Raw genomic sequence first — 19,881 nt, forward strand, 5'->3', positions numbered from 1 at the left:
ATTTACAAAGAATTCCTAATAATCAAACTGTTTTTATTCTCTATTTGAACTTTTTTATTTTCTAAAATCATTTCCGCAAGTTGTCTTCCCATTTCATTAAAATCTGTAGAAATGGTTGTGATTCCGTTTTCTACAACTTTTTTTAATGGTGTCTCGTTGTAGGAAATGATTCCGAAATCTATACCTAATTTTAAATTCTGAATCTTTGATTTTTCGATGACTTTAACTAAATCTCTATCGTCTGGAATTACATAAATATCACCTCTAATAAGCGTTCTTTCTTCAAATTGATTGATGACTTCATGATTCAAATGATTGTCATTACAGAATTTTACAAAGCCAATTTTCATTCCTAATGGTTCTCGAAATCCTGGAAAAATTAATATTAACTTTTCATATTTGTCAATCAGATATTTTCCTTTTTGTAATGCATCGTATATATCTTTTACAAAATTTTGATGAATGGAAGGATAATCTTTCAAATCTGAATTTGTTTGATCTAAAATATAAACATCATGTTTTGGAAGAGTTTTTATCAACGTAGCTGCGCCAATTAAATTCGTTGGCATGATGATGTATTTTGAATAGTTTCCGTTACTTTCATTCAGTAATTTCTTGAACATTTCAAGATTAAAATGATGGAAAAAAATATCAACTTGTGCCGTGTTATTCATCTTTTCTAAAAACGAATTATAAATATCTTCTTTAAAAATATTTAATTCATCAAAAAGTAAAAATATTCTTTGCTCAAAACTGAACTCAACACTTTTTACATAATATCCTTTCCCTAAAATGGCATAAATAATGCCACGTTTTTTAAGTTCATCATAAGCTAGTAAAACCGTATCTCTTGAAATAGAAAACTCTAAACTAACTTTGTTAACAGAAGGTAGTTTGTCATTTTTTTTCAATCGATTTTCTGAAATAGCCGCTTCAATTGAAAACACTATTTGTTTGTACTTAGGTAAATTCGAGTGATTGTCAACAGTAATAATTTTCATGTAAAATAAATTAACTGGTGGCAATTTACACAAAAACTGGTAGGTACTGGTATGGTTTAGAAATGTATTTTTTTACTTTTGATATTGTATTAATAAAATAACGATGTTAAAAATTCGTAATTCGCATTTTAAAGAACTTAAAAAAGATAAATCATTTGGTCGTTTACCAAGTGGTGAGGAAGTATTTAGTTACAATTTATCAAATAAAAATGGTCTTGAAGTTGAGGTTATTAATTATGGAGCAGTAATCACTTCAGTAAAAATTCCTATTTCAAAAAATAAAAAAGTTGATGTAGTTTTAGGGTTTGAAACTTTAGAGAATTATATTCAATCATTTAATTTACCAAATGCTCCTTATTTAGGCACCATAGTTGGACGATATGCAGGACGAATAAATAATGCTGAGTTCATTTTAAATGAAGATAAAATAGTACTTACTAAAAATCATGGTTCTCATCAACTTCATGGTGGAATAAATGGATTTAGTAAAGCGTTATGGAATGTAAAGAATGTTACATCAAATGCAATTACGTTAGAATATATTAGTGCTGCTAATGAAGAAAATTTTCCAGGACAATTAACAACACAAGTTACTTATACCATTACAGAAGATAACGAATTGAAAGTAGATATGATTGCAAAATCTACTGAAGATACCATTATAAATCTTACACAACATAGCTATTTTAACTTAGATGGACAATCTGAAGATATTGTAAATCAAGATTTATTTGTAAATTCATCCAAAACTTTAGAAACCAATATTGAAAATATTCCAACAGGTAGATTTTTTGAAGTCGCAAGAAGCCCATTCGATTTTAATTCATCTAAAGAATGTCCAACTAAAATTGATAATACATTTGTTTTAAATGATAAGGATACTGTTTCGGTTATTCTAAAAAGTAAAAAAAATAATTTAAGAATGTCGGTTTATACAAATCAACCCGCAATTCATATATATGTTGGAGGAAATTGTTTTAATCAAATAAAAGGAAAGGGAAATGCTAGTTATCATCCGTTAAGTGGTATCTGTTTTGAAGCACAAAACTTTCCAGATGCGCCAAATCACAAACATTTTCCTAATGCTATTTTAAAAAAAGACGAAACCTACCATCATAAAACTATATTCAAATTTGAAAAATTATAACCTATGAAAAAGCTTTTTATTTTAATTTTCAGTATTTCATTAGTATCATGTTCGTCAAGTGATGATACGCAACCAACACCAAATCCAACACCAACGGATGATTTTATTCGTGCAGCAGACGTTTCCTTTTTACCCTTAATCGAAAGTGAAGGCACTATTTACAAAAAGAATGGTGTAGCTCAAGATGCATTAACAACATTAAAAAATGCAGGTTGTAATACCATAAGAATTCGTTTATGGAAAAATCCAACTGTAAACCAATCTACTTTTAATGAGGTAAAAACATTAGCAACAAGAGCTAAAAATGCTGGATTTAAAGTTTGGCTTTCCGTTCACTATTCTGATACTTGGGCAGATCCAGCTAATCAAACAACTCCAGCAGAATGGCAAAGTTTAAGTTTTACTGATTTAAAAACTGCAGCAGTAAATTATACGTCAACCATTTTAACAGAAATCAATCCTGATATTATTCAAATTGGTAATGAAATCAACAGCGGATTGCTTTGGCCTCAAGGACATTTAATCAATAATGAAAGTCAGAGTTTACAATTAATTGCTGCTATAAGTGCTAAAATTAGAACTCAAAAACCTAATACAAAAATAATACTTCATTATGCAGGAATTGGAAGTGGAGCTACATGGTTTTTCAATAAAATGAGCAGTATAAATTATGATTATATCGGATTGTCTTATTATCCAATTTGGCACGGAAAAAATCTTGCAGATGTAAATTCTTCAATTACTTCTTTAGGACAAACACACAACAAAAAAGTTATAATCGCAGAAACAGCTTATCCTTTTACATTAAGTTGGAACGATTGGACTAATAATATTGTAGGACAAAATGATCAATTGATTACAACGTATCCAGCAACTAATGAAGGTCAGAAAAATTTTGTATTAGCTATAAAAAATCTTGTAAAACAAAATTCTCATGGACTAGGTTTTTGCTATTGGGGTTCAGAATGGGTTGCTTTTAGAGGAACAGAATCAACAAATGGTTCCTCATGGGAAAATCAAGCGTTATGGGATTTCAATTACAACGCGCTTCCAGTAATGGATGCTTTTAGTCAAAATTAATCATGAAAAATTTATTTTATGTAGTATCAATTGCATTGATTTTGACATCATGTACTGTTTACAAAGCTGCTTTCGCAAAAGGTGCCGATGTTGGTTGGTTACCTCAAATGGAAGCCACAGGTTATAAATTTTATGACCAAGATGGTACCGAAAAAGAATGTTTGCAACTACTTAAAGATAGAGGAATGAATTCAATTCGTTTGCGTGTTTGGGTAAATCCAAACGATGATAAAGCAAGCGGGCATTGTAGTAAAGATGAAACTGTAGCCATGGCATTGCGTGCTCAAAAAATGGGAATGCGCATAATGATTGATTTTCATTATTCCGATTCTTGGGCTGATCCTGCAAAACAAAATAAACCTGCAGCATGGAAAAATCATTCGTTTCCTGAATTATTAAACGATGTTTACAATCATACTTTTGAAGTAATTTCTGCTTTAAAAAATGCAGGTGTAATTCCAGAATGGGTTCAAATTGGGAACGAAATTCCAGGAGGAATGCTTTGGCCCGATGGAAGCACTGATAATTGGAACCAACTGGGACAACTTTTAAACAAAGGCTATGATGCAGTGAAAGCTGTGGATAAAAAAATCAAAGTAATTGTTCACGTTGATGAAGGAAATAACAATGCAAAATTCAGAACATTCTTCGATAATGCCACAGCTCAAAAGGTAAAATATGACATCATCGGACTTTCCTATTATCCATATTGGATTAAAAAAGATTATTCAGAAACCATTGCCGATTTAGAATTCAATCTTAACGATATGGTAAATCGATACAATAAAGATGTTATGATTGTTGAAGTTGGTGGTGAAGACGATAAAGTTCAAAACACTTATGAATTGTTAAAAGCTACCATTGAAGCAGTAAAAAGAGTTCCAAATAAAAGAGGTTTGGGAGTAATGTATTGGGAACCACAAGGCGCAAAATCATGGAGTGGTTACAGTTTAAGCGCATGGCAAGCTGACGGAAAACCATCACCAGCATTAGATGCATTTAAAGACTAATTACGATGAAAAAAATATACTATTTTACTCTAATTCTAATGAGTCTAAGTACAACTTTTGCTCAGAAAAAAATCAGTTTAGACGAAGATTGGAAATTTCATTTTGGAAATGCAGCCGATGTTTCCAAAGATTTCGATTATGGAAAAACAGCCTTGCTTCACAAGTCTAATGTGTATGCTACTACTATTGTAAACCCAAAATTTGTAGATACTTCTTGGAAAAAAATCAACGTTCCACACGATTGGGTTGTCGATCTTCCTTTTGTAAAATCAGATCAAGTTGAAATGGATAGTCACGGTTACAAACCTGTTGGCGGTGCTTATCCTGAAACGAGTATTGGTTGGTATCGCAAACATTTTTCTGTCGACAAAAGAGATGATGGAAAACGATTTGAACTTCAATTTGACGGAATTTACAGAAATGCGGAAATTTGGTTCAACGGATTTTATGTGGGAACTAATTTTAGTGGTTACATTGGCAATTCTTATGATGTTTCAGATTATTTAAATTTTGAAGGCGATAATGTCATTGTAATTCGAGTAGATGCCACACAGTATGAAGGATGGTTTTATGAAGGTGCCGGAATTTATCGTCACGTTTGGTTGAATGTTACTGATAAAGTTTTCATTCCAAAAGATGGTGTTTTTGTTCATTCAAAAGTAAACGGTAAAAATGCAACAGTAACTGTAGAAACAGAGGTTGAAAATAAAAATCTACAATCTTCTAATGCCGTTGTTTATTCCATAATTTCGGATAGAAACGGCAAGCAAATCGGCAAAACTTCAGAACAAAAAGTAGCTCTTTCGGTTAACGGAAAAATGATCATTAAGCAAAATTTGAATCTGAACAATGTTACGCTTTGGTCACTTGAAAATCCGTATTTGTATAAAGTAGTTTCTGTAATAAAATCGGGAAACCAAATTCTACATCAAACAAAAACTCGTTTCGGAATTAAAACGGTTAAATTCGATGCCAAAGAAGGCTTTTTCTTAAACGGAAAAAAAATCAAAATTCAAGGAACAAATAACCATCAAGACCACGCTGGAATAGGAGGTGCATTACCAGATTTTATGCAATATTATCGTATAAAATTACTGAAAGAAATGGGTTCCAATGCTTACAGAGCTAGTCATAACGCACCAACTCCAGAACTTCTTGAAGCATGCGATAGTTTGGGAATGTTGGTTTTAGACGAACAACGTTTGCTAAACAGCAGTCCAGAGTATATCGACCAATTTAAAAGAATACTCAAACGAGATAGAAATCATGCTTCTGTTTTTTTATGGTCCATTGGAAATGAAGAACAAAACATTCAAGGAAACGACTACGGAAAAAGAATTGCAAAATCACTTTTAGCCATTCAAGAAGAATTAGATCCAACTCGAACTTCAACCTATGCTGCCGATATGGCAAATGATTTCAAAGGCGTGAATGAAGTAATTCCGATTCGTGGATTTAATTATCGAGAATATGCCGTTGCCGACTATCATCGTGATCATCCCAATCAACCATTGCTTGGAACCGAAATGGGAAGTACTGTAACGACAAGAGGAATTTATGAAAAAGATGAAATTAGAGCTTACGTTCCAGATCAAGATATAACGCATCCATGGTGGGCAAGCAAAGCCGAAACTTGGTGGAAATTAGCAGCAGAAAATGACTATTGGCTTGGAGGTTTTGTTTGGACAGGATTTGATTATCGTGGTGAACCAACACCTTATAAATGGCCAAATATCAGTTCGCATTTCGGAATTTTAGATGTTTGTGGTTTCCCAAAAAACATTTATTACTACTATAAAAGTTGGTGGACAAACGAAGATATTCTGCACATTTCACCACATTGGAATTGGCCTGAGAAAGTTGGAAAACCTATTGATGTTTGGATAAATACCAATGCTGACGATGTTGAATTATTTCTTAACGGAAAAAGTTTGGGTAAAAAAGTGATGCCAAGAAACAGCCATTTACAATGGGAAGTCAACTATGAGCCAGGAACTTTAGAAGCAGTTGCTTATAAAAACGGAAAGAAATTAACTTCAAAAGTGGAAACTACAAATTACGCTACAAAAGTTATTGCTGTGGCCGATAAATCTTCGGTTTTAGCTGATGGTAAAGATGGTGTTGTGGTGAATGTTTCCATTGTTGATGATAAAGGAAGAGAAGTTCCAAATGCAAATAATATGGTTTATTTCAAACTAACAGGCGATGCTAAAATTATTGGTGTTGGAAATGGTGATCCAAGTTCTCATGAAACTGATAAATGTGCTGATGGTGCTTGGCAAAGAAGTGCATTCAACGGAAAATGTCAAGTGATTATTCAAGCCGGAAAAACAGTTGGAGATGTAAAATTGGAGGTAAAATCAAATGGATTGCAATCAACAACAGTTAATTTGAGCATGAAATAATAATTTTAACCACATAGAAACATAGAAATAAAAGTTTTAAAGAAGCTTTGCTTAAGATAGATTTCATAGCTATGTGAAAAATGAAATTTCTATTTAAATCTTGTAATCACATTGTAATCTATGTTTCTATGTGGTTAAAAAACATAAAAAGGTTTTGGGAATAATTAATAAAAGATACTGAAACAAGTTCAGCATAAAATGAAGAAAAAATTAATACAAAATACATCGGAGCATTTTGAAAAATCCTTTCAAAATAAACCCGAGCATATTTTCCTTTCACCAGGAAGAATCAATATTATTGGTGAACATGTTGATTATAATGATGGTTTTGTTTTGCCAGCTGCAATTAATAAATACGTTTGCATCGCGATTTCACCTAATAAAAATTCCGATTGTAAAATCATAGCCAAAGATTTAAATGAGGTTTTCGAATTTAACTTGAAAGATACTTTAGTTCCAAATCAAATCATGTGGATTAATTACATTCTAGGAGTTTTGCAACAACTGAAAGATCAAAAGCAATTTGATAACGGATTTAATGCAGTTTTTAGTAGTTCTGTTCCTATTGGTTCCGGACTTTCATCTTCTGCTGCAGTAGAATGTGGATTTGCTTATGCCTTTAATAAAATGTTTGGTTTAGGTTTAACCAAAGAAGAAATAGCGCTTATCGGACAAAAATCTGAGCATACTTTTGTTGGAGTAAATTGTGGAATTATGGACCAATTTGCTTCTGTTTTTGGTAAGAAAGATAAAGTAATCAAACTCGATTGTAATACTTTAGCATACGAATATCATAAAGCAGATTTCAAAAAATATTCACTACTTTTATTGGATAGTAGTGTAAAACATACTCATTTAACATCAGGTTACAACGATAGAAGAAACGAGGTAGAACAAGGTTTAGCCATTATAAAAAGTCATTTCCCAGAAGTAAAAACCTTTAGAAATTGTACAGAAGAAATGGTAAATGCTCTTAAAAGTGAGCTAGGAGAAATTGTTTACAAAAGATGCCATTTTGTAGTAAAAGAAATTCAACGCGTTCAAGATGCAGTTGATGCTCTAGAAAATTCAGATTTTAATAGATTAGGAAGTTTAATGACAGAGACACATCATGGTTTATCTAAAGAATATGAAGTGAGTTGTGAGGAATTGGATTTTTTAGTCGATGCTGTAGCCAATGAAACTTCAGTTTTAGGAGCAAGAATAATGGGTGGCGGTTTTGGAGGTTGTTCTATAAACCTAGTAGAAAAAGGTTCAGAGAAGGAACTAATCGAAAAAATTTCAGCACAATATCGTTCTAAATTTGGCATTGAATTAAAATCATACAAAGTAAAAATATCCAAAGGAACATCAGAATATAAGAATTAATTAAACCTGACAGGTTTCTAAAACCTGTCAGGTTTAAAAAATAAGACTATGCAAAACTTCAACCATAACGAACATCCACATAGAAGATACAATCCGTTGTTAGACGAATGGATTTTGGTTTCGCCACATCGCGCAAAACGTCCATGGCAAGGTCAAAACGAGAAAATTGCAGAAGACAATCGTCCAGAACACGATGCCAATTGCTATTTGTGTTCGGGAAATGTGCGTTCTAATGGTATAAAAAATGACAATTATACTGATTGTTATGTGTTTGAAAATGATTTTTCTGCTTTGTTGCGAGATGAGGTTGATTTTGAAAATAATTCCAACAATTTATTTCAGTTAAAACCAGAACGTGGCATCAATAAAGTCATTTGTTTTTCACCAAAACATAATCTCACGTTACCAGAAATGGAAGTTTCAGATATTGAAAAAGTGGTTAAAGTTTGGAAAGAGCAATATATCGAATTGGGAAGTCAAGATTTCATCAATTACGTTCAAATTTTTGAAAATAAAGGAAGTGTAATGGGTTGCAGCAATCCACATCCACATGGTCAAATTTGGGCACAATCTTCTTTACCAACTCAAATAGAAAAAACACAAAAAAACCTACGTTCTTACTACGATAAAAATCAATCCAGTTTGTTGAAAAATTATATTGAGCAAGAATTAAAGTTGCAAGAACGTGTTGTTATTGAGAATGAGCATTTTGTAGTTTTAGTTCCGTTTTGGGCAACTTGGCCTTATGAAACCATGATTGTAAGCAAACGACATTTTGGAAATATCATAGCAATGACTAATGACGAAACGAAAGCATTTTCCGAGATTCTAAAAGGAATTACAGTTAAATATGATAATTTATTTGAAACGTCCTTTCCTTACTCAGCAGGAATTCATCAATCACCAACGGATAGAGTTTCGCATCCAGAATGGCATTTCCACATGCATTTTTATCCACCATTATTGCGAAGTGCTACTGTGAAAAAATTTATGGTCGGTTACGAAATGTTGGCTGAAGCCCAACGTGATATTTCACCCGAACAAAGTGCTAAAATTCTAAGAGACTTACCAAACCAACATTATAAAACTAAAACCAACTAATATGCAAACCTTAGCAACCAAAGACTATATTGTTTTCTTCCTCTATTTTATAATAATTGTAGGTTACGGATTTTGGATTTACAACCGAAAAAAGAAAGCACAAACCAGTAGTAACGATTATTTCCTTGCCGAAGGTTCGCTAACTTGGTGGGCAATTGGAGCGTCTTTAATAGCAAGTAACATCAGTGCTGAGCAGTTTATTGGAATGAGCGGAAGTGGTTTCAAAATGGGGTTGGCTATTGCCACTTACGAATGGATGGCAGCAATTACTCTGGTAATCGTGGCAATTTTCTTCATGCCAGTATATCTCAAAAACAAAATATTTACCATGCCTCAATATTTAAAGCAACGATATAATGGGAACGTTGCAATGATTATGGCTGTTTTTTGGTTGTTATTGTATGTATTGGTAAATCTAACTTCTATTTTATATTTAGGTGCTTTAGCAATTAGTAGTATTTCAGGTTTGAATATTACTTTGTGTATGATTTTTTTGGCTGTTTTTGCAGTTATGATAACGCTTGGCGGAATGAAAGTTATTGGTTACACCGATGTTATTCAAGTGTTTTTCTTGATTTTAGGCGGATTGATTACCACATATTTAGCATTAAATTTAGTTGCAACCGAATTTGGTTCTGATGGAGTTATCAACGGATTTACAATTATGCGAGACAAGGCAGATGACCATTTTCATATGATTTTTGATAAAACCAATCCAAATTATATGGATTTACCAGGACTTTCAGTACTAATTGGTGGAATGTTAATTATCAATTTGAATTATTGGGGTTGCAACCAATACATTACTCAAAGAGCTTTAGGTGCCGATTTAAAAACAGCTCGTGGTGGAATTTTATTTGCCGCTTTCTTAAAATTATTGATGCCAATTATAGTTGTTTTACCAGGAATTGCCGCTTATGTTTTATATCAAAATGGACATTTTCAAACGGAAATGCTACAAGATGGAAGTGTAAATCCAGACCGAGCTTATCCTATTTTATTGAATTTATTACCTGTTGGATTAAAAGGACTTTCGTTTGCAGCATTGACCGCAGCGATTGTAGCTTCTTTGGCAGGAAAAGCCAATAGTATAGCAACGATTTTTACATTGGACGTTTATAAAGAAAAAATTAATGTTGAGGCAAGCGAGAAAAAATTAGTAAACATTGGAAAACTAACAATAATTACGGCAATGATTATAGCCGTTGTTGTAGCGCCATTTTTAGGAATAGATAAAAAAGGTGGTTTTCAATACATTCAAGAATATACTGGTTTTGTAAGTCCTGGCGTTTTTGCCATGTTTATTTTGGGTTTCTTTTGGAAAAAAACTACTTCAAATGCCGCTTTGTTTGCAACGATTGGCGGATTTATTCTTTCAATCATTTTCAAATTCATGCCAGCTTTCGTTGATTTATCGTTTTTGAATCCGATGGGATTTGCGGTGCCAAATGCTAATGGCGTTTATGAAATTCCGTTTATTGATAGAATGGGATTTGTATTTTTAATTTGCGTTATCGGAATGTACTTTATTAGTATCTATGAAACTAAAAAAGGTGTTCAAACTAATGGTCTAGAAGTCGATAAAACGATGTTCAAAATGTCACCAAGTTTCACTGTAGGAATGCTTGTGATTGTTGCAGTTACGGCAGCTTTATATACTGTTTTTTGGTAAAAATATTATAAGTTTTTAATCACATAAGTAACGATTCCCCAAATTATCAACTCATTTTCGTCAGTGACTTTTATGGGTTGATAATTTTTATTTTCAGGCATTAAATACATGCAATCTTCTTCGGTTTTAATTCGTTTTACGGTAAATTCACCATCGATGAAACAAACCGCAATTTTATTGTTTTGAGGTTCTAAACTTCGGTCAACTACAAGAATATCTTTATTGTTTATTCCGGCATTTATCATAGAATTTCCATTAACTTTTATGTAAAAAGTTGATAATGGATTTTTACACAATTCTTTATTCAAATCGATGCCACTTTCCATAAAATCGGTTGCTGGTGATGGAAATCCAGCAGAAACGCCTTCTTTTATGTAAGGTATTTTCAATTCGCTTTCTAAATCAGGACGGAAGAAAGTTAAAGAAGGTTCTTTTTTTAGTGACATTTTATTTCTAGAATTTCGTTAAATCTTGTGGTATATCTTGGTGATAAATGATTTTGTTTCATATTCCAAGTGAGATTCAAATTTTGTGTTCCTAACTTTACTTTTCGATCTCCAATTTTAGCATTTAAAAAATCCATTGCTTTCATGATTGCCAAATGCTTCGGATTTTCTTCTTCAAACAACTGAAGCTGTTTTTTATCTTCATCAATTAATTCGGTAACTATTACACCAGCTTTTTTGAATTTAATTCCTTCATTGCCTTTGTACAAATCTTTCAACATGGATATGGCAACATTTGAAATTGTTAAAGTTGAATTTGTTGCATAGGGTAAAGTCACAGCTTTATTGAAATAATATTTTTGAGATTCATATTTGTGTTTATCAATGACTAACATTACAATTATCGTTTGACAGCACGATTTTTGTTTGCGTAATTTTTCGGCACAAACCGCTGAAAAGGTAGCCACGCGTTCTCGTAAATCATCAAATTCTGAAATCTGTTTTGGAAAACTTCTTGTTGTTGCAATACTTTTCTTTTGTTCCCGAATGGGTTCTAAATCTAAAACCGATTTTCCTTCTAATTCATATTTCAATCGCATGCCAATAACGCCCATTTCTTTTCTTATCCAAGCTTCGTGTTGAGGTTTGGTAAAATCGTAAGCAGTGAGAATATTGTGCGCCATCATTTTTTTTCTCAATCGGAAACCAATTCCCCAAACGTCTTCAATTTTGGTCCATTTTAAAGCTTTGATGCGTTTCTCTTCGGTATCAATTACATAAATTCCTTGTGTCCTGTCTTGAAATTTTTTAGCAATTCTGTTGGCTACTTTTGATAGTGCTTTGGTTGGAGCAAATCCAACGCAAACGGGAATTCCAACCCATTTTTGTACCCGTTTTTTCATCTGAATACCATAATCATGATAATCAGAAATTGACATTCCGTCAAAGTTTAGAAAAGCTTCATCGATGCTGTAAATTTCTACATTAGGCGTAAAACCTTCAAGAATTTTCATCACACGATTACTCAAATCGCCATACAGTGGATAATTAGAAGAAAATACTTTAACATTTTTCTCTTTAATCAATTCACGAATTTTAAATTCTGGTGCGCCCATTGGAATACCAACTTCTTTAGCTTCGTTACTTCTAGAGATGACACAACCGTCATTATTAGACAAAATAGCAACCGGTTTTCCATTATATTGAGGTTGGAAAACACGTTCGCACGAAGCATAAAAATTGTTACAATCGACTAAAGCATACATAGTACAAAATTAGTCAATAATTAAATTTCACAATTGTTAAATAGTTGGATTGTTGATAAATAAAAACCCAACAACTTTCGTCATCGGGTTTAAAGATTAAGCTTTAAATTTTCTAAAAGATTGAATCATTTCATAAATGCCAAAAGCAATTACAATTTTCCCAAAAATAAAAATTAACCAACTTAAAGGATTTGTCAAGTAAACTCTATCAGTTTCTAATGGATTATAAAAATCAGTAACTAAGAAAAATCTAAATAAACCAGAGATAAAATGAGTCCAATTGTCCAAATTTAAAATTTCAACAGTATGATTATAATTTTCAATTATATAAAAAAGAAAATATATGGAGAATCCCCAAAACAAAGTGAATTTTAATGCTCTTTTCCAATCTGTTCCATATTCTGAAACCACATCGCTTATCCATAAAACAAAAGCATCTCTTTTTAATTGTTCAGGTTCTCTTATGCGATGATTCAGATGGTCTTTATCTTTTTCAAACTCTCTTAATTGTTTTCTTATATCTTCTCTATATGCATTAAATTCATATACCCTAAATTTATTATAGTCAATTTTATTTTCAGCTTTCTGAAGTTGTAATTTAATAGTTCGAATAGTCCTTCGGTTACAATTATATATTTGTTTAATTTGAATATCATCAAAGTTTGCTTGTTTCTCAAAAATTGTTCTGTCTATATCTACAATATCAAAATAGGTTTCTTGTAAAGATACAATGTCATTAAATTTTATGTTGTTAAATGATATTTTATGAATTCTAGATTTATTAAAACTTACTTGACTTAAAAATTCGCAATCATCAAATCGTAATATTGTTTTTATTTCATCACCAGTGTTTTCTATTTTAGTTACATTCAAAAACTTACAATTCGCAAAGTGTGTATCATTATTAAATTTAGATTCAAAAAAACTAGAGTAATTAAATTCACATCTATTAAAAAAAGCAGAATTATTTATATGATTAAATGTATTTCCAAAATAATCAAAATGACTTTTAAAGTAACAATGAGAAAACAAAACTTGATTTAAATTGCATCTTACAATAGATACATTTTCTGAGAAATTTGAATTAATTAGTTGGATTTTTGAGAATTCATTAAAAATTATATTTTCAAAATCTAAATTTTTTATTTCTGACAAATCAATTTTTAAATTTCCCTTTCTAAAAACATTTTCCTCACTAAAATTTATCTCCAAAATATTGCAATTTCTTATAATTACATATTCGCAATCAAATTGATTTGACACAAAATAAAGGCTCTGAAAAGTACAATCTCCTATGAATAAGTCTGTTAAAAAAGTGCAATTTTTGAATGTAATGTAGTTGGAGTATTTATCTTTATTTTTATAAAAGCTAAATCTCTTTCCAGAAAAAATTATATTTTCGAAGACGAAATCATTCTTGATCTCGCCTAAATCAATATTAGTAAATTTGTCAAATTCAATTTTACAATTTGAAATTGATTTTTCTTTTGAATATATGATACTTTTAAATTCAAGTTCATCAATAATTTTCATCTATTTCTAATTTATCCAAATATAAATAAAAAACCCAACAACTTTTAGTCATTGGGTTTCTTAATATTTTAAACTTTGTACTTCGTAAATTGTACCTCGTACTTTCTAATCATTCAACTTCAAAACAGCCATAAACGCTTCTTGCGGAATTTCAACATTTCCTACTTGACGCATACGTTTTTTACCTTTTTTCTGTTTTTCAAGAAGTTTTCTTTTACGAGAAATATCTCCACCGTAACATTTTGCGGTAACGTCTTTACGTAATGCTTTTATAGTTTCGCGTGCAATAATTTTAGCACCAATTGCCGCTTGAATTGGAATATCAAATTGCTGTCTTGGTATTAATTCACGTAATTTTTCAGTCATTTTTTTACCAATATTGTACGCGTTATCTTCGTGAATCAATGCAGAAAGTGCATCAACCGTTTGTCCGTTTAATAAAACGTCTAGTTTTACTAATTTAGAAGTTCGCATTCCTATTGGAGAATAATCAAATGAGGCATAACCTTTAGAAACCGTTTTCAATCGATCATAAAAATCGAATACAATTTCTGCTAATGGCATGTCAAAATTCAATTCTACTCTTTCCGTTGTCAAATACGTTTGATTAGTAATTTGACCACGTTTTTCTATACATAAACTCATTACGTTACCCACAAAATCAGATTTTGTAATGATGGTTGCTTTTATAAATGGTTCTTCCACTCGATCTAAACGTGAAGGTTCAGGCAAGTCAGAAGGATTGTTTACTACAAATGATGTTTCAGGATCTTTTTTAGTGTAAGCCAAATACGAAACGTTAGGAACAGTAGTAATTACTGTCATATCGAATTCACGTTCCAAACGCTCTTGAATAATTTCCATGTGCAACATTCCCAAGAATCCGCAACGGAAACCGAAACCTAAAGCAGCCGAACTTTCTGCTACAAATACTAATGAAGCATCATTCAATTGCAGTTTTTCCATTGAAGCACGCAAATCTTCATAATCTTCAGTATCAACAGGATAAATTCCGGCGAAAACCATTGGTTTAACATCTTCAAATCCTGTAATCATATTGGTAGTTGGTGTTTTAGCATCGGTAATAGTATCACCAACTTTTACTTCTTTAGCTTCTTTAATTCCAGAAATTAAATAACCAACATCACCAGCAGAAATAACATTTTTTGGAACCTGATTTAGTTTTAAAGTTCCTACTTCATCGGCAAAATATTCATTGTCAGTTGCCATGAATTTAATTTTTTGACCTTTACGGATTTCGCCGTTTTTCACTCTAAAAATTACTTCAATTCCACGAAAAGGATTGTAAACAGAATCAAATATTAAGGCTTGCAACGGTTCATCAACAACACCTTTTGGTGCAGGAATTTTTTCAATAATGGCAGCCAAAATATTTTCGACACCAAAACCTGTTTTACCCGAAGCATGAATAATATCTTCTAATTTACAACCTAATAAATCGATAATATCGTCGCTAACTTCTTCAGGATTAGCACTTGGTAAATCTACTTTATTTAAAACGGGAATAATTTCCAAGTCGTTTTCTAAAGCCAAATATAAATTAGAAATTGTTTGTGCTTGAATACTTTGTGCGGCATCAACAATCAATAATGCGCCTTCGCAAGCTGCAATTGAGCGAGAAACTTCATACGAAAAATCTACGTGTCCTGGAGTATCAATAAGGTTTAAGATATAATCTTCACCTTTATATTTATATTCCATTTGAATGGCGTGACTTTTTATGGTAATTCCACGTTCGCGCTCTAAGTCCATGTTGTCAAGCAATTGCGCTTTTTCTTCACGAGCTGTAACGGTTTGTGTTGCACCAAGAAGTCGGTCAGCAAGTGTACTTTTTCCGTGGTCAATATGTGCAATAATGCAAAAATTTCTAATGTGTTTCATGCTTCAATTTCAATATCAAGTTCAATCCCGAAACTTCGGGGCAATAGCAATTCTAATGCAATTAATCTGCAAATATAAGCTAAAGTTTAGATTATAATGATATGTTTTTGAATCATAATATGGATTAAAGTTGAAACAAAGCCGTTTATTTTTTCAAATCGGTAATTGTACTTTTTTCGCCTTTACTTATTAAATACAATTGTTCTGACATTTCATAGAGATTTGTTGCGCTGGTATTACTAAAAACGATGATGCTTTTGTTGTCATCGAGCGTATGAATCCAATTGGTATTAGAACCAAGAATTCCGCCTGGACGATACACAAATTTAGTATTAAAAATACCATAACCATCGGCAAACCAAAATCCAAACGCCACATTTTCAAGTGCTCTGTTTGGCGCAATCATTAGTTCGGTAGTTTTTTTAGAAAGCAATTTATAGTTGAAAATACCGCTATCAAATTTTAATAAATCTTCCACAGTCGAATACATAGAACCCGATCCAAAAAAGTTTTCTATATAATAAGGTTCGTCATTTTTGAATTCATTTGTTTTTTCATCTAAAGTATAAGAATCCACTAATCCCGAAATAATATCAGTTGATTTTAACATATTGGTATTTTGCATTTGAAGCGGTTTTAGAATTTTTTCTTCCAAATTTTTTTCAAATGATTTTCCAGTTATGTTTTCGATAATTTTATGCAAAATCATGTAGTCACCATTATTATACGCGCTTTTTTTCCCTGGAATTGTATCTAATTTATTGCTACAATAAGTGTCAATATAGTCATCAATAGACAACGGTAATTGGTAGGTTTTCAATTCAAGTTTTTCGGCAAGATTTGGAATTGCAGAACTGTAGGTAAGTAAATTTTCAATGGTAACTTTGTCTTTTGCTTCGCCTTTGTAATTTGGGAAATACGTTCCAAAAGTCGCTTTTAAATCAAGTTTTCCTTCTTGGTAAAGTTGCAAAATTAAAACAGCAGTAAACGTTTTTGTTATCGATAAAATTTTGAATTTAGAATCGGCTTTTATGACATTATCCAATTGTCTATTAGCAATTCCAGTTCCGGTCAAGAAGTCGATTTTGCCATTAGTAGCTACTAAAACGGTTCCGTTAAAGTTTTTTTGCGAATGATAATAATTTATGACTTCGGTATATTTTTCTGTTTGCGCAAAACTGATTTGGCAAACTATAATTAGTATAATTGATAGAATTTTTTTCATATATGTAAAATTTATTTGTTAGCGGTCATATATTGTATCGCCTTTTTATTTATTGGGGTTTGCGTGAGCAAACTTTTTTGTTAATGGCGATTTCATAATTTAGTTTTAAAATTGTTCTCTAAACTACTGATTTTTTATCTTTTATTGAATTTTGCATTAAAAAAAGTGGTGTCCTTTTCAGAAAATAAGATTCTTCGGTTGTCTTCATTTTGAAATTCGAACGTATCGTTGACCACAAATTTTACTTCTGTAAATTTATAGCCGGTTTCTCCAGTAATTATTATTTGAAACAAACTGTCCTTTTTAATTTCCTTCATTTCGGTGTCGTAATCCCAAGACAAAGGTTTGTCGTTTCCTCGAATTCCGACTTTTTTCACGTTTTTAATTTCCGAAGTATCTAATGTGAAAACGACAGTTTTTTTATAGGTTTTCTGAACGCAACTTGTTACCAATAAAGAAAATACAATTGCAGTTATTGTTACTATATTTTTCATATTATGCTTTATTTTTAGTTAGTAAATAATCCATTCCAAATCGTCCTGAACCTATAATTAAATAGAACATGGCAACCCAAAGAAATCCCATTGCAGCAAGACAATTCCATAATCCATTTTGTATTTGTTGCATAAAAATGGCAACTAACATGGTGCAAATAATAAGGAATGATGTTATCTTTGTTTGAAGTCCGAATAGTAAAAATAGTCCGCCAACAGCTTCTGCAAATGCGCCCATCCAAGCAAAAAACGCTGGAGCGATGGCGAAAATTCCACCATAACTAGCCACATCATTTGGAAACCAAAAAGCCACTTCAAACAATCCTAAATTATTATCGACTGGCGACCATGGCATTCCAAATTTAGATGCGCCAAAATCGAAGGCAAGCAAGTAACCACAAACGATTCGTGGAATAGTTAAAAATAAATCTTGAGACCAATGAGGTAACAAAATGGGTTTTGTGATTTTAGATAGTAGTTTCATAGTTTTTGAAATTGAAATTGATTTTTGATTATGATTGAAACTTTAGTTTATAATTAAATTACCGTTTCCTGATTTTTTAGAATTAGAATCAAATTTGGCTTTTCCTTTATTGATGATATCGCCATTTCCGGTTAATTTTGCTGTAAGTTCTTCAGAAGCATTTGCAATTAAATTTCCATTTCCTGTGCTTTTTAAATCGGCTTTTTTTGCCAATAAATTTTCAGCATTTACATCACCATTACCAGTTTTAATAATATCTAGAACATCAATTGTTCCACTGATTTTGCTATTACCATTTCCTGTATTTTCTAGTTTGAAATAACGTCCAACAATATTTTCTACGGTTAAATCACTATTGCCTGTGTTTTTAATTACACTCGCTTCTGGCATTGTAATTTTGATTTTGAAATTGGTATCTTCTATATACATTTGATTGTTCTTGTTTCCTTTAAATTGAATTTTTAATTCATTTTCTGAAATGTTTTCTGAAAAATTCAAAAGATTTTCAAGATTGTCATCAATGGTCACTGAAATACTCCAAGTTTTTCCTATTTCAACTTCTATTTTTCCATCTAAATCTTCTAAAGTTAGTTTGTCGAAATTTTTATAATCATAATTTTTGGTACTAATTTTTCCTGAGCCTTTTAATTGTGCGTTTGCAAAAGTTGAAGTTAGTGTCAATACAATTGCGATGATTAATTTTGTCATTTTTATTTGTTTTTGAAGTTGTTTTTTGATTTTGATTAATGATTGAAACACGTTTAATTTTTATATCCCATAGATAATCCAGTATCGCCAGTAACATACAAATCGACAGATGCACCTTCATTAGATTTATTTTCAATAACTAAAGCGGTATTTTTTTCTGCTTTTACCGTTACAGTTTCATTTGGACTTACGGTAATTGGTGAATGTGTTCCACCAGAAATTGGAGCCATAATTATTTGTAAATCATGGTTGGAAACATTTTTAAGTTTTACTTTAAAGGTTCTGTGTTCGTTGTTTCCTAAAACAAAACTTTCGTTTGGTTTAATGGTTGTGTTTGAAGTTAGCGAACCAAAAATACTGCAAGAAGTAGTAAGTAATAAAATAGCGAATAATGCAATTGTTGTTTTCATAATTTAAATTTTGATGATTAATAACAGGGCAAAATTGCGCCATTAATTATCGTCAATCGCTTCAAATTATGATTTGAGACCTAAGTTTTTGAAATAAAATAAATTGATACTATCTGATAAACAACAGTTTATGATTTGATACCTTTATTGATAGGAAGTTGGACTGCATTGCGCAAATTTTTCAGTCGCTGTTGATGAAAAAGTATATTCTTTTGCAAAAAGTTCTAATAGTCTTTGAAATTCTTTTTGTTTTTCTTCAGAAATTAAGTTTTCTGGAAGTACACTTTTTAGTTTGAAATTATAAATAAAATAATCGATTTTGCCATTTGGAGCAAAATAAATTCTTTGGAAACATTTGGTTTTGGTTTCCCATTTGAAGTTGTTTTTGTTTAAAAACGAACCAAAATCTTGAAGTAATTTAGTGTAAGATTCTTGTAATTTTTGCTGTTGTGCTTCAGTTTTGAAAACAGCTTTTGTACTGTCAACATGAACAGCTGATTTGTATTCTAAATCTAATTTTTCGATACTAATTCCATTTTTTTGAGCTTCTTCAATAGAAAAAACTTTGGATTGTGATTGCATTTTATTGGATAACAAAACGACTAAAAGTATTTTTATAATGGTTTTCAT

General features: G+C 31.4%; 18 protein-coding genes. 7 read left to right on the forward strand and 11 right to left on the reverse strand.

Going from position 1 to position 19,881, the window contains the following annotated elements; translation table 11 throughout:
• Positions 1 to 2: 2 nt before the first annotated feature.
• On the reverse strand, positions 3 to 1,001 hold the full coding sequence (locus Q0049_RS07645; protein WP_298118257.1) for a GntR family transcriptional regulator: 999 nt from the start codon (positions 999 to 1,001) through the stop codon (positions 3 to 5).
• Between the two features lie 103 nt (positions 1,002 to 1,104).
• Here Q0049_RS07645 and Q0049_RS07650 point away from each other — a divergent pair, with 103 nt between their 5' ends.
• The 7 genes from Q0049_RS07650 (at position 1,105) to Q0049_RS07680 (ending at position 10,784) form a co-directional block, all read left to right on the forward strand.
• Complete coding sequence (locus tag Q0049_RS07650) at positions 1,105 to 2,148, forward strand: aldose epimerase family protein (RefSeq protein ID WP_298118259.1); 1,044 nt, start codon at positions 1,105 to 1,107, stop codon at positions 2,146 to 2,148.
• Between the two features lie 3 nt (positions 2,149 to 2,151).
• Complete coding sequence (locus Q0049_RS07655) at positions 2,152 to 3,228, forward strand: glycosyl hydrolase 53 family protein (protein ID WP_298118261.1); 1,077 nt, start codon at positions 2,152 to 2,154, stop codon at positions 3,226 to 3,228.
• 2 nt (positions 3,229 to 3,230) lie between these two features.
• The gene (locus Q0049_RS07660; protein WP_298118263.1) at positions 3,231 to 4,238 is read left to right on the forward strand and encodes a glycosyl hydrolase 53 family protein; all 1,008 of its coding nucleotides are present in this window, start codon (positions 3,231 to 3,233) and stop codon (positions 4,236 to 4,238) included.
• Positions 4,239 to 4,243: 5 nt separating this feature from the next.
• Positions 4,244 to 6,643, forward strand: coding sequence for a beta-galactosidase GalA (galA, locus tag Q0049_RS07665; RefSeq protein ID WP_298118264.1), 2,400 nt, complete (start codon positions 4,244 to 4,246; stop codon positions 6,641 to 6,643).
• Positions 6,644 to 6,841: 198 nt separating this feature from the next.
• On the forward strand, positions 6,842 to 8,011 hold the full coding sequence (galK, locus tag Q0049_RS07670) for a galactokinase (protein ID WP_298118266.1): 1,170 nt from the start codon (positions 6,842 to 6,844) through the stop codon (positions 8,009 to 8,011).
• Between the two features lie 48 nt (positions 8,012 to 8,059).
• Complete coding sequence (locus Q0049_RS07675) at positions 8,060 to 9,112, forward strand: UDP-glucose--hexose-1-phosphate uridylyltransferase (RefSeq protein ID WP_298118268.1); 1,053 nt, start codon at positions 8,060 to 8,062, stop codon at positions 9,110 to 9,112.
• Between the two features lies 1 nt (position 9,113).
• A complete protein-coding gene (locus tag Q0049_RS07680) occupies positions 9,114 to 10,784 on the forward strand; it encodes a sodium/sugar symporter (protein ID WP_298118271.1) in 1,671 nt (556 codons plus the stop codon).
• A 5-nt stretch (positions 10,785 to 10,789) separates the two neighbouring features.
• Here Q0049_RS07680 and Q0049_RS07685 read toward each other — a convergent pair whose 3' ends face one another.
• The 10 genes from Q0049_RS07685 to Q0049_RS07730 form a co-directional block, all read right to left on the reverse strand.
• Positions 10,790 to 11,230 carry a LexA family transcriptional regulator gene (locus tag Q0049_RS07685; protein WP_298118273.1) on the reverse strand — a complete coding sequence of 147 codons (441 nt, stop codon included), beginning with the start codon at positions 11,228 to 11,230 and terminating at the stop codon, positions 10,790 to 10,792.
• Positions 11,221 to 12,495 carry a Y-family DNA polymerase gene (locus Q0049_RS07690; RefSeq protein ID WP_298118276.1) on the reverse strand — a complete coding sequence of 425 codons (1,275 nt, stop codon included), beginning with the start codon at positions 12,493 to 12,495 and terminating at the stop codon, positions 11,221 to 11,223. Before Q0049_RS07690 ends, Q0049_RS07685 begins: the two co-directional genes overlap by 10 nt.
• A 96-nt stretch (positions 12,496 to 12,591) precedes the next feature.
• Complete coding sequence (locus Q0049_RS07695; protein WP_298118279.1) at positions 12,592 to 13,650, reverse strand: hypothetical protein; 1,059 nt, start codon at positions 13,648 to 13,650, stop codon at positions 12,592 to 12,594.
• A 483-nt stretch (positions 13,651 to 14,133) separates the two neighbouring features.
• Positions 14,134 to 15,930 (reverse strand): translation elongation factor 4, encoded by a 1,797-nt coding sequence (gene lepA / locus Q0049_RS07700; protein WP_298118284.1) that lies wholly within the window; start codon positions 15,928 to 15,930, stop codon positions 14,134 to 14,136.
• 145 nt (positions 15,931 to 16,075) lie between these two features.
• The gene (locus tag Q0049_RS07705; RefSeq protein ID WP_298118288.1) at positions 16,076 to 17,155 is read right to left on the reverse strand and encodes a serine hydrolase; all 1,080 of its coding nucleotides are present in this window, start codon (positions 17,153 to 17,155) and stop codon (positions 16,076 to 16,078) included.
• Between the two features lie 134 nt (positions 17,156 to 17,289).
• The gene (locus Q0049_RS07710) at positions 17,290 to 17,649 is read right to left on the reverse strand and encodes a hypothetical protein (RefSeq protein WP_298118291.1); all 360 of its coding nucleotides are present in this window, start codon (positions 17,647 to 17,649) and stop codon (positions 17,290 to 17,292) included.
• Between the two features lies 1 nt (position 17,650).
• Positions 17,651 to 18,133, reverse strand: coding sequence for a DoxX family protein (locus Q0049_RS07715; RefSeq protein ID WP_298118294.1), 483 nt, complete (start codon positions 18,131 to 18,133; stop codon positions 17,651 to 17,653).
• A gap of 42 nt (positions 18,134 to 18,175) precedes the next feature.
• Complete coding sequence (locus Q0049_RS07720; protein WP_298118297.1) at positions 18,176 to 18,841, reverse strand: DUF2807 domain-containing protein; 666 nt, start codon at positions 18,839 to 18,841, stop codon at positions 18,176 to 18,178.
• A gap of 53 nt (positions 18,842 to 18,894) precedes the next feature.
• Positions 18,895 to 19,251 carry a hypothetical protein gene (locus Q0049_RS07725; RefSeq protein WP_298118299.1) on the reverse strand — a complete coding sequence of 119 codons (357 nt, stop codon included), beginning with the start codon at positions 19,249 to 19,251 and terminating at the stop codon, positions 18,895 to 18,897.
• A 144-nt stretch (positions 19,252 to 19,395) separates the two neighbouring features.
• Complete coding sequence (locus Q0049_RS07730) at positions 19,396 to 19,881, reverse strand: hypothetical protein (RefSeq protein ID WP_298118301.1); 486 nt, start codon at positions 19,879 to 19,881, stop codon at positions 19,396 to 19,398.

The sequence above is a fragment of the Flavobacterium sp. genome (assembly GCF_027484205.1).
Taxonomy (GTDB): Bacteria; Bacteroidota; Bacteroidia; order Flavobacteriales; family Flavobacteriaceae; genus Flavobacterium.

What these genes read in the sequence shown, in the direction of transcription:
- Q0049_RS07645 (WP_298118257.1), bottom strand. Translation starts at nt 1,001, where the DNA reads ATGAAAATTATTACTGTTGACAATCACTCGAATTTACCTAAGTACAAA.
- Q0049_RS07650 (WP_298118259.1), top strand. Translation starts at nt 1,105, where the DNA reads ATGTTAAAAATTCGTAATTCGCATTTTAAAGAACTTAAAAAAGATAAA.
- Q0049_RS07655 (WP_298118261.1), top strand. Translation starts at nt 2,152, where the DNA reads ATGAAAAAGCTTTTTATTTTAATTTTCAGTATTTCATTAGTATCATGT.
- Q0049_RS07660 (WP_298118263.1), top strand. Translation starts at nt 3,231, where the DNA reads ATGAAAAATTTATTTTATGTAGTATCAATTGCATTGATTTTGACATCA.
- galA (WP_298118264.1), top strand. Translation starts at nt 4,244, where the DNA reads ATGAAAAAAATATACTATTTTACTCTAATTCTAATGAGTCTAAGTACA.
- galK (WP_298118266.1), top strand. Translation starts at nt 6,842, where the DNA reads ATGAAGAAAAAATTAATACAAAATACATCGGAGCATTTTGAAAAATCC.
- Q0049_RS07675 (WP_298118268.1), top strand. Translation starts at nt 8,060, where the DNA reads ATGCAAAACTTCAACCATAACGAACATCCACATAGAAGATACAATCCG.
- Q0049_RS07680 (WP_298118271.1), top strand. Translation starts at nt 9,114, where the DNA reads ATGCAAACCTTAGCAACCAAAGACTATATTGTTTTCTTCCTCTATTTT.
- Q0049_RS07685 (WP_298118273.1), bottom strand. Translation starts at nt 11,230, where the DNA reads ATGTCACTAAAAAAAGAACCTTCTTTAACTTTCTTCCGTCCTGATTTA.
- Q0049_RS07690 (WP_298118276.1), bottom strand. Translation starts at nt 12,495, where the DNA reads ATGTATGCTTTAGTCGATTGTAACAATTTTTATGCTTCGTGCGAACGT.
- lepA (WP_298118284.1), bottom strand. Translation starts at nt 15,930, where the DNA reads ATGAAACACATTAGAAATTTTTGCATTATTGCACATATTGACCACGGA.
- Q0049_RS07705 (WP_298118288.1), bottom strand. Translation starts at nt 17,155, where the DNA reads ATGAAAAAAATTCTATCAATTATACTAATTATAGTTTGCCAAATCAGT.
- Q0049_RS07710 (WP_298118291.1), bottom strand. Translation starts at nt 17,649, where the DNA reads ATGAAAAATATAGTAACAATAACTGCAATTGTATTTTCTTTATTGGTA.
- Q0049_RS07715 (WP_298118294.1), bottom strand. Translation starts at nt 18,133, where the DNA reads ATGAAACTACTATCTAAAATCACAAAACCCATTTTGTTACCTCATTGG.
- Q0049_RS07720 (WP_298118297.1), bottom strand. Translation starts at nt 18,841, where the DNA reads ATGACAAAATTAATCATCGCAATTGTATTGACACTAACTTCAACTTTT.
- Q0049_RS07725 (WP_298118299.1), bottom strand. Translation starts at nt 19,251, where the DNA reads ATGAAAACAACAATTGCATTATTCGCTATTTTATTACTTACTACTTCT.
- Q0049_RS07730 (WP_298118301.1), bottom strand. Translation starts at nt 19,881, where the DNA reads ATGAAAACCATTATAAAAATACTTTTAGTCGTTTTGTTATCCAATAAA.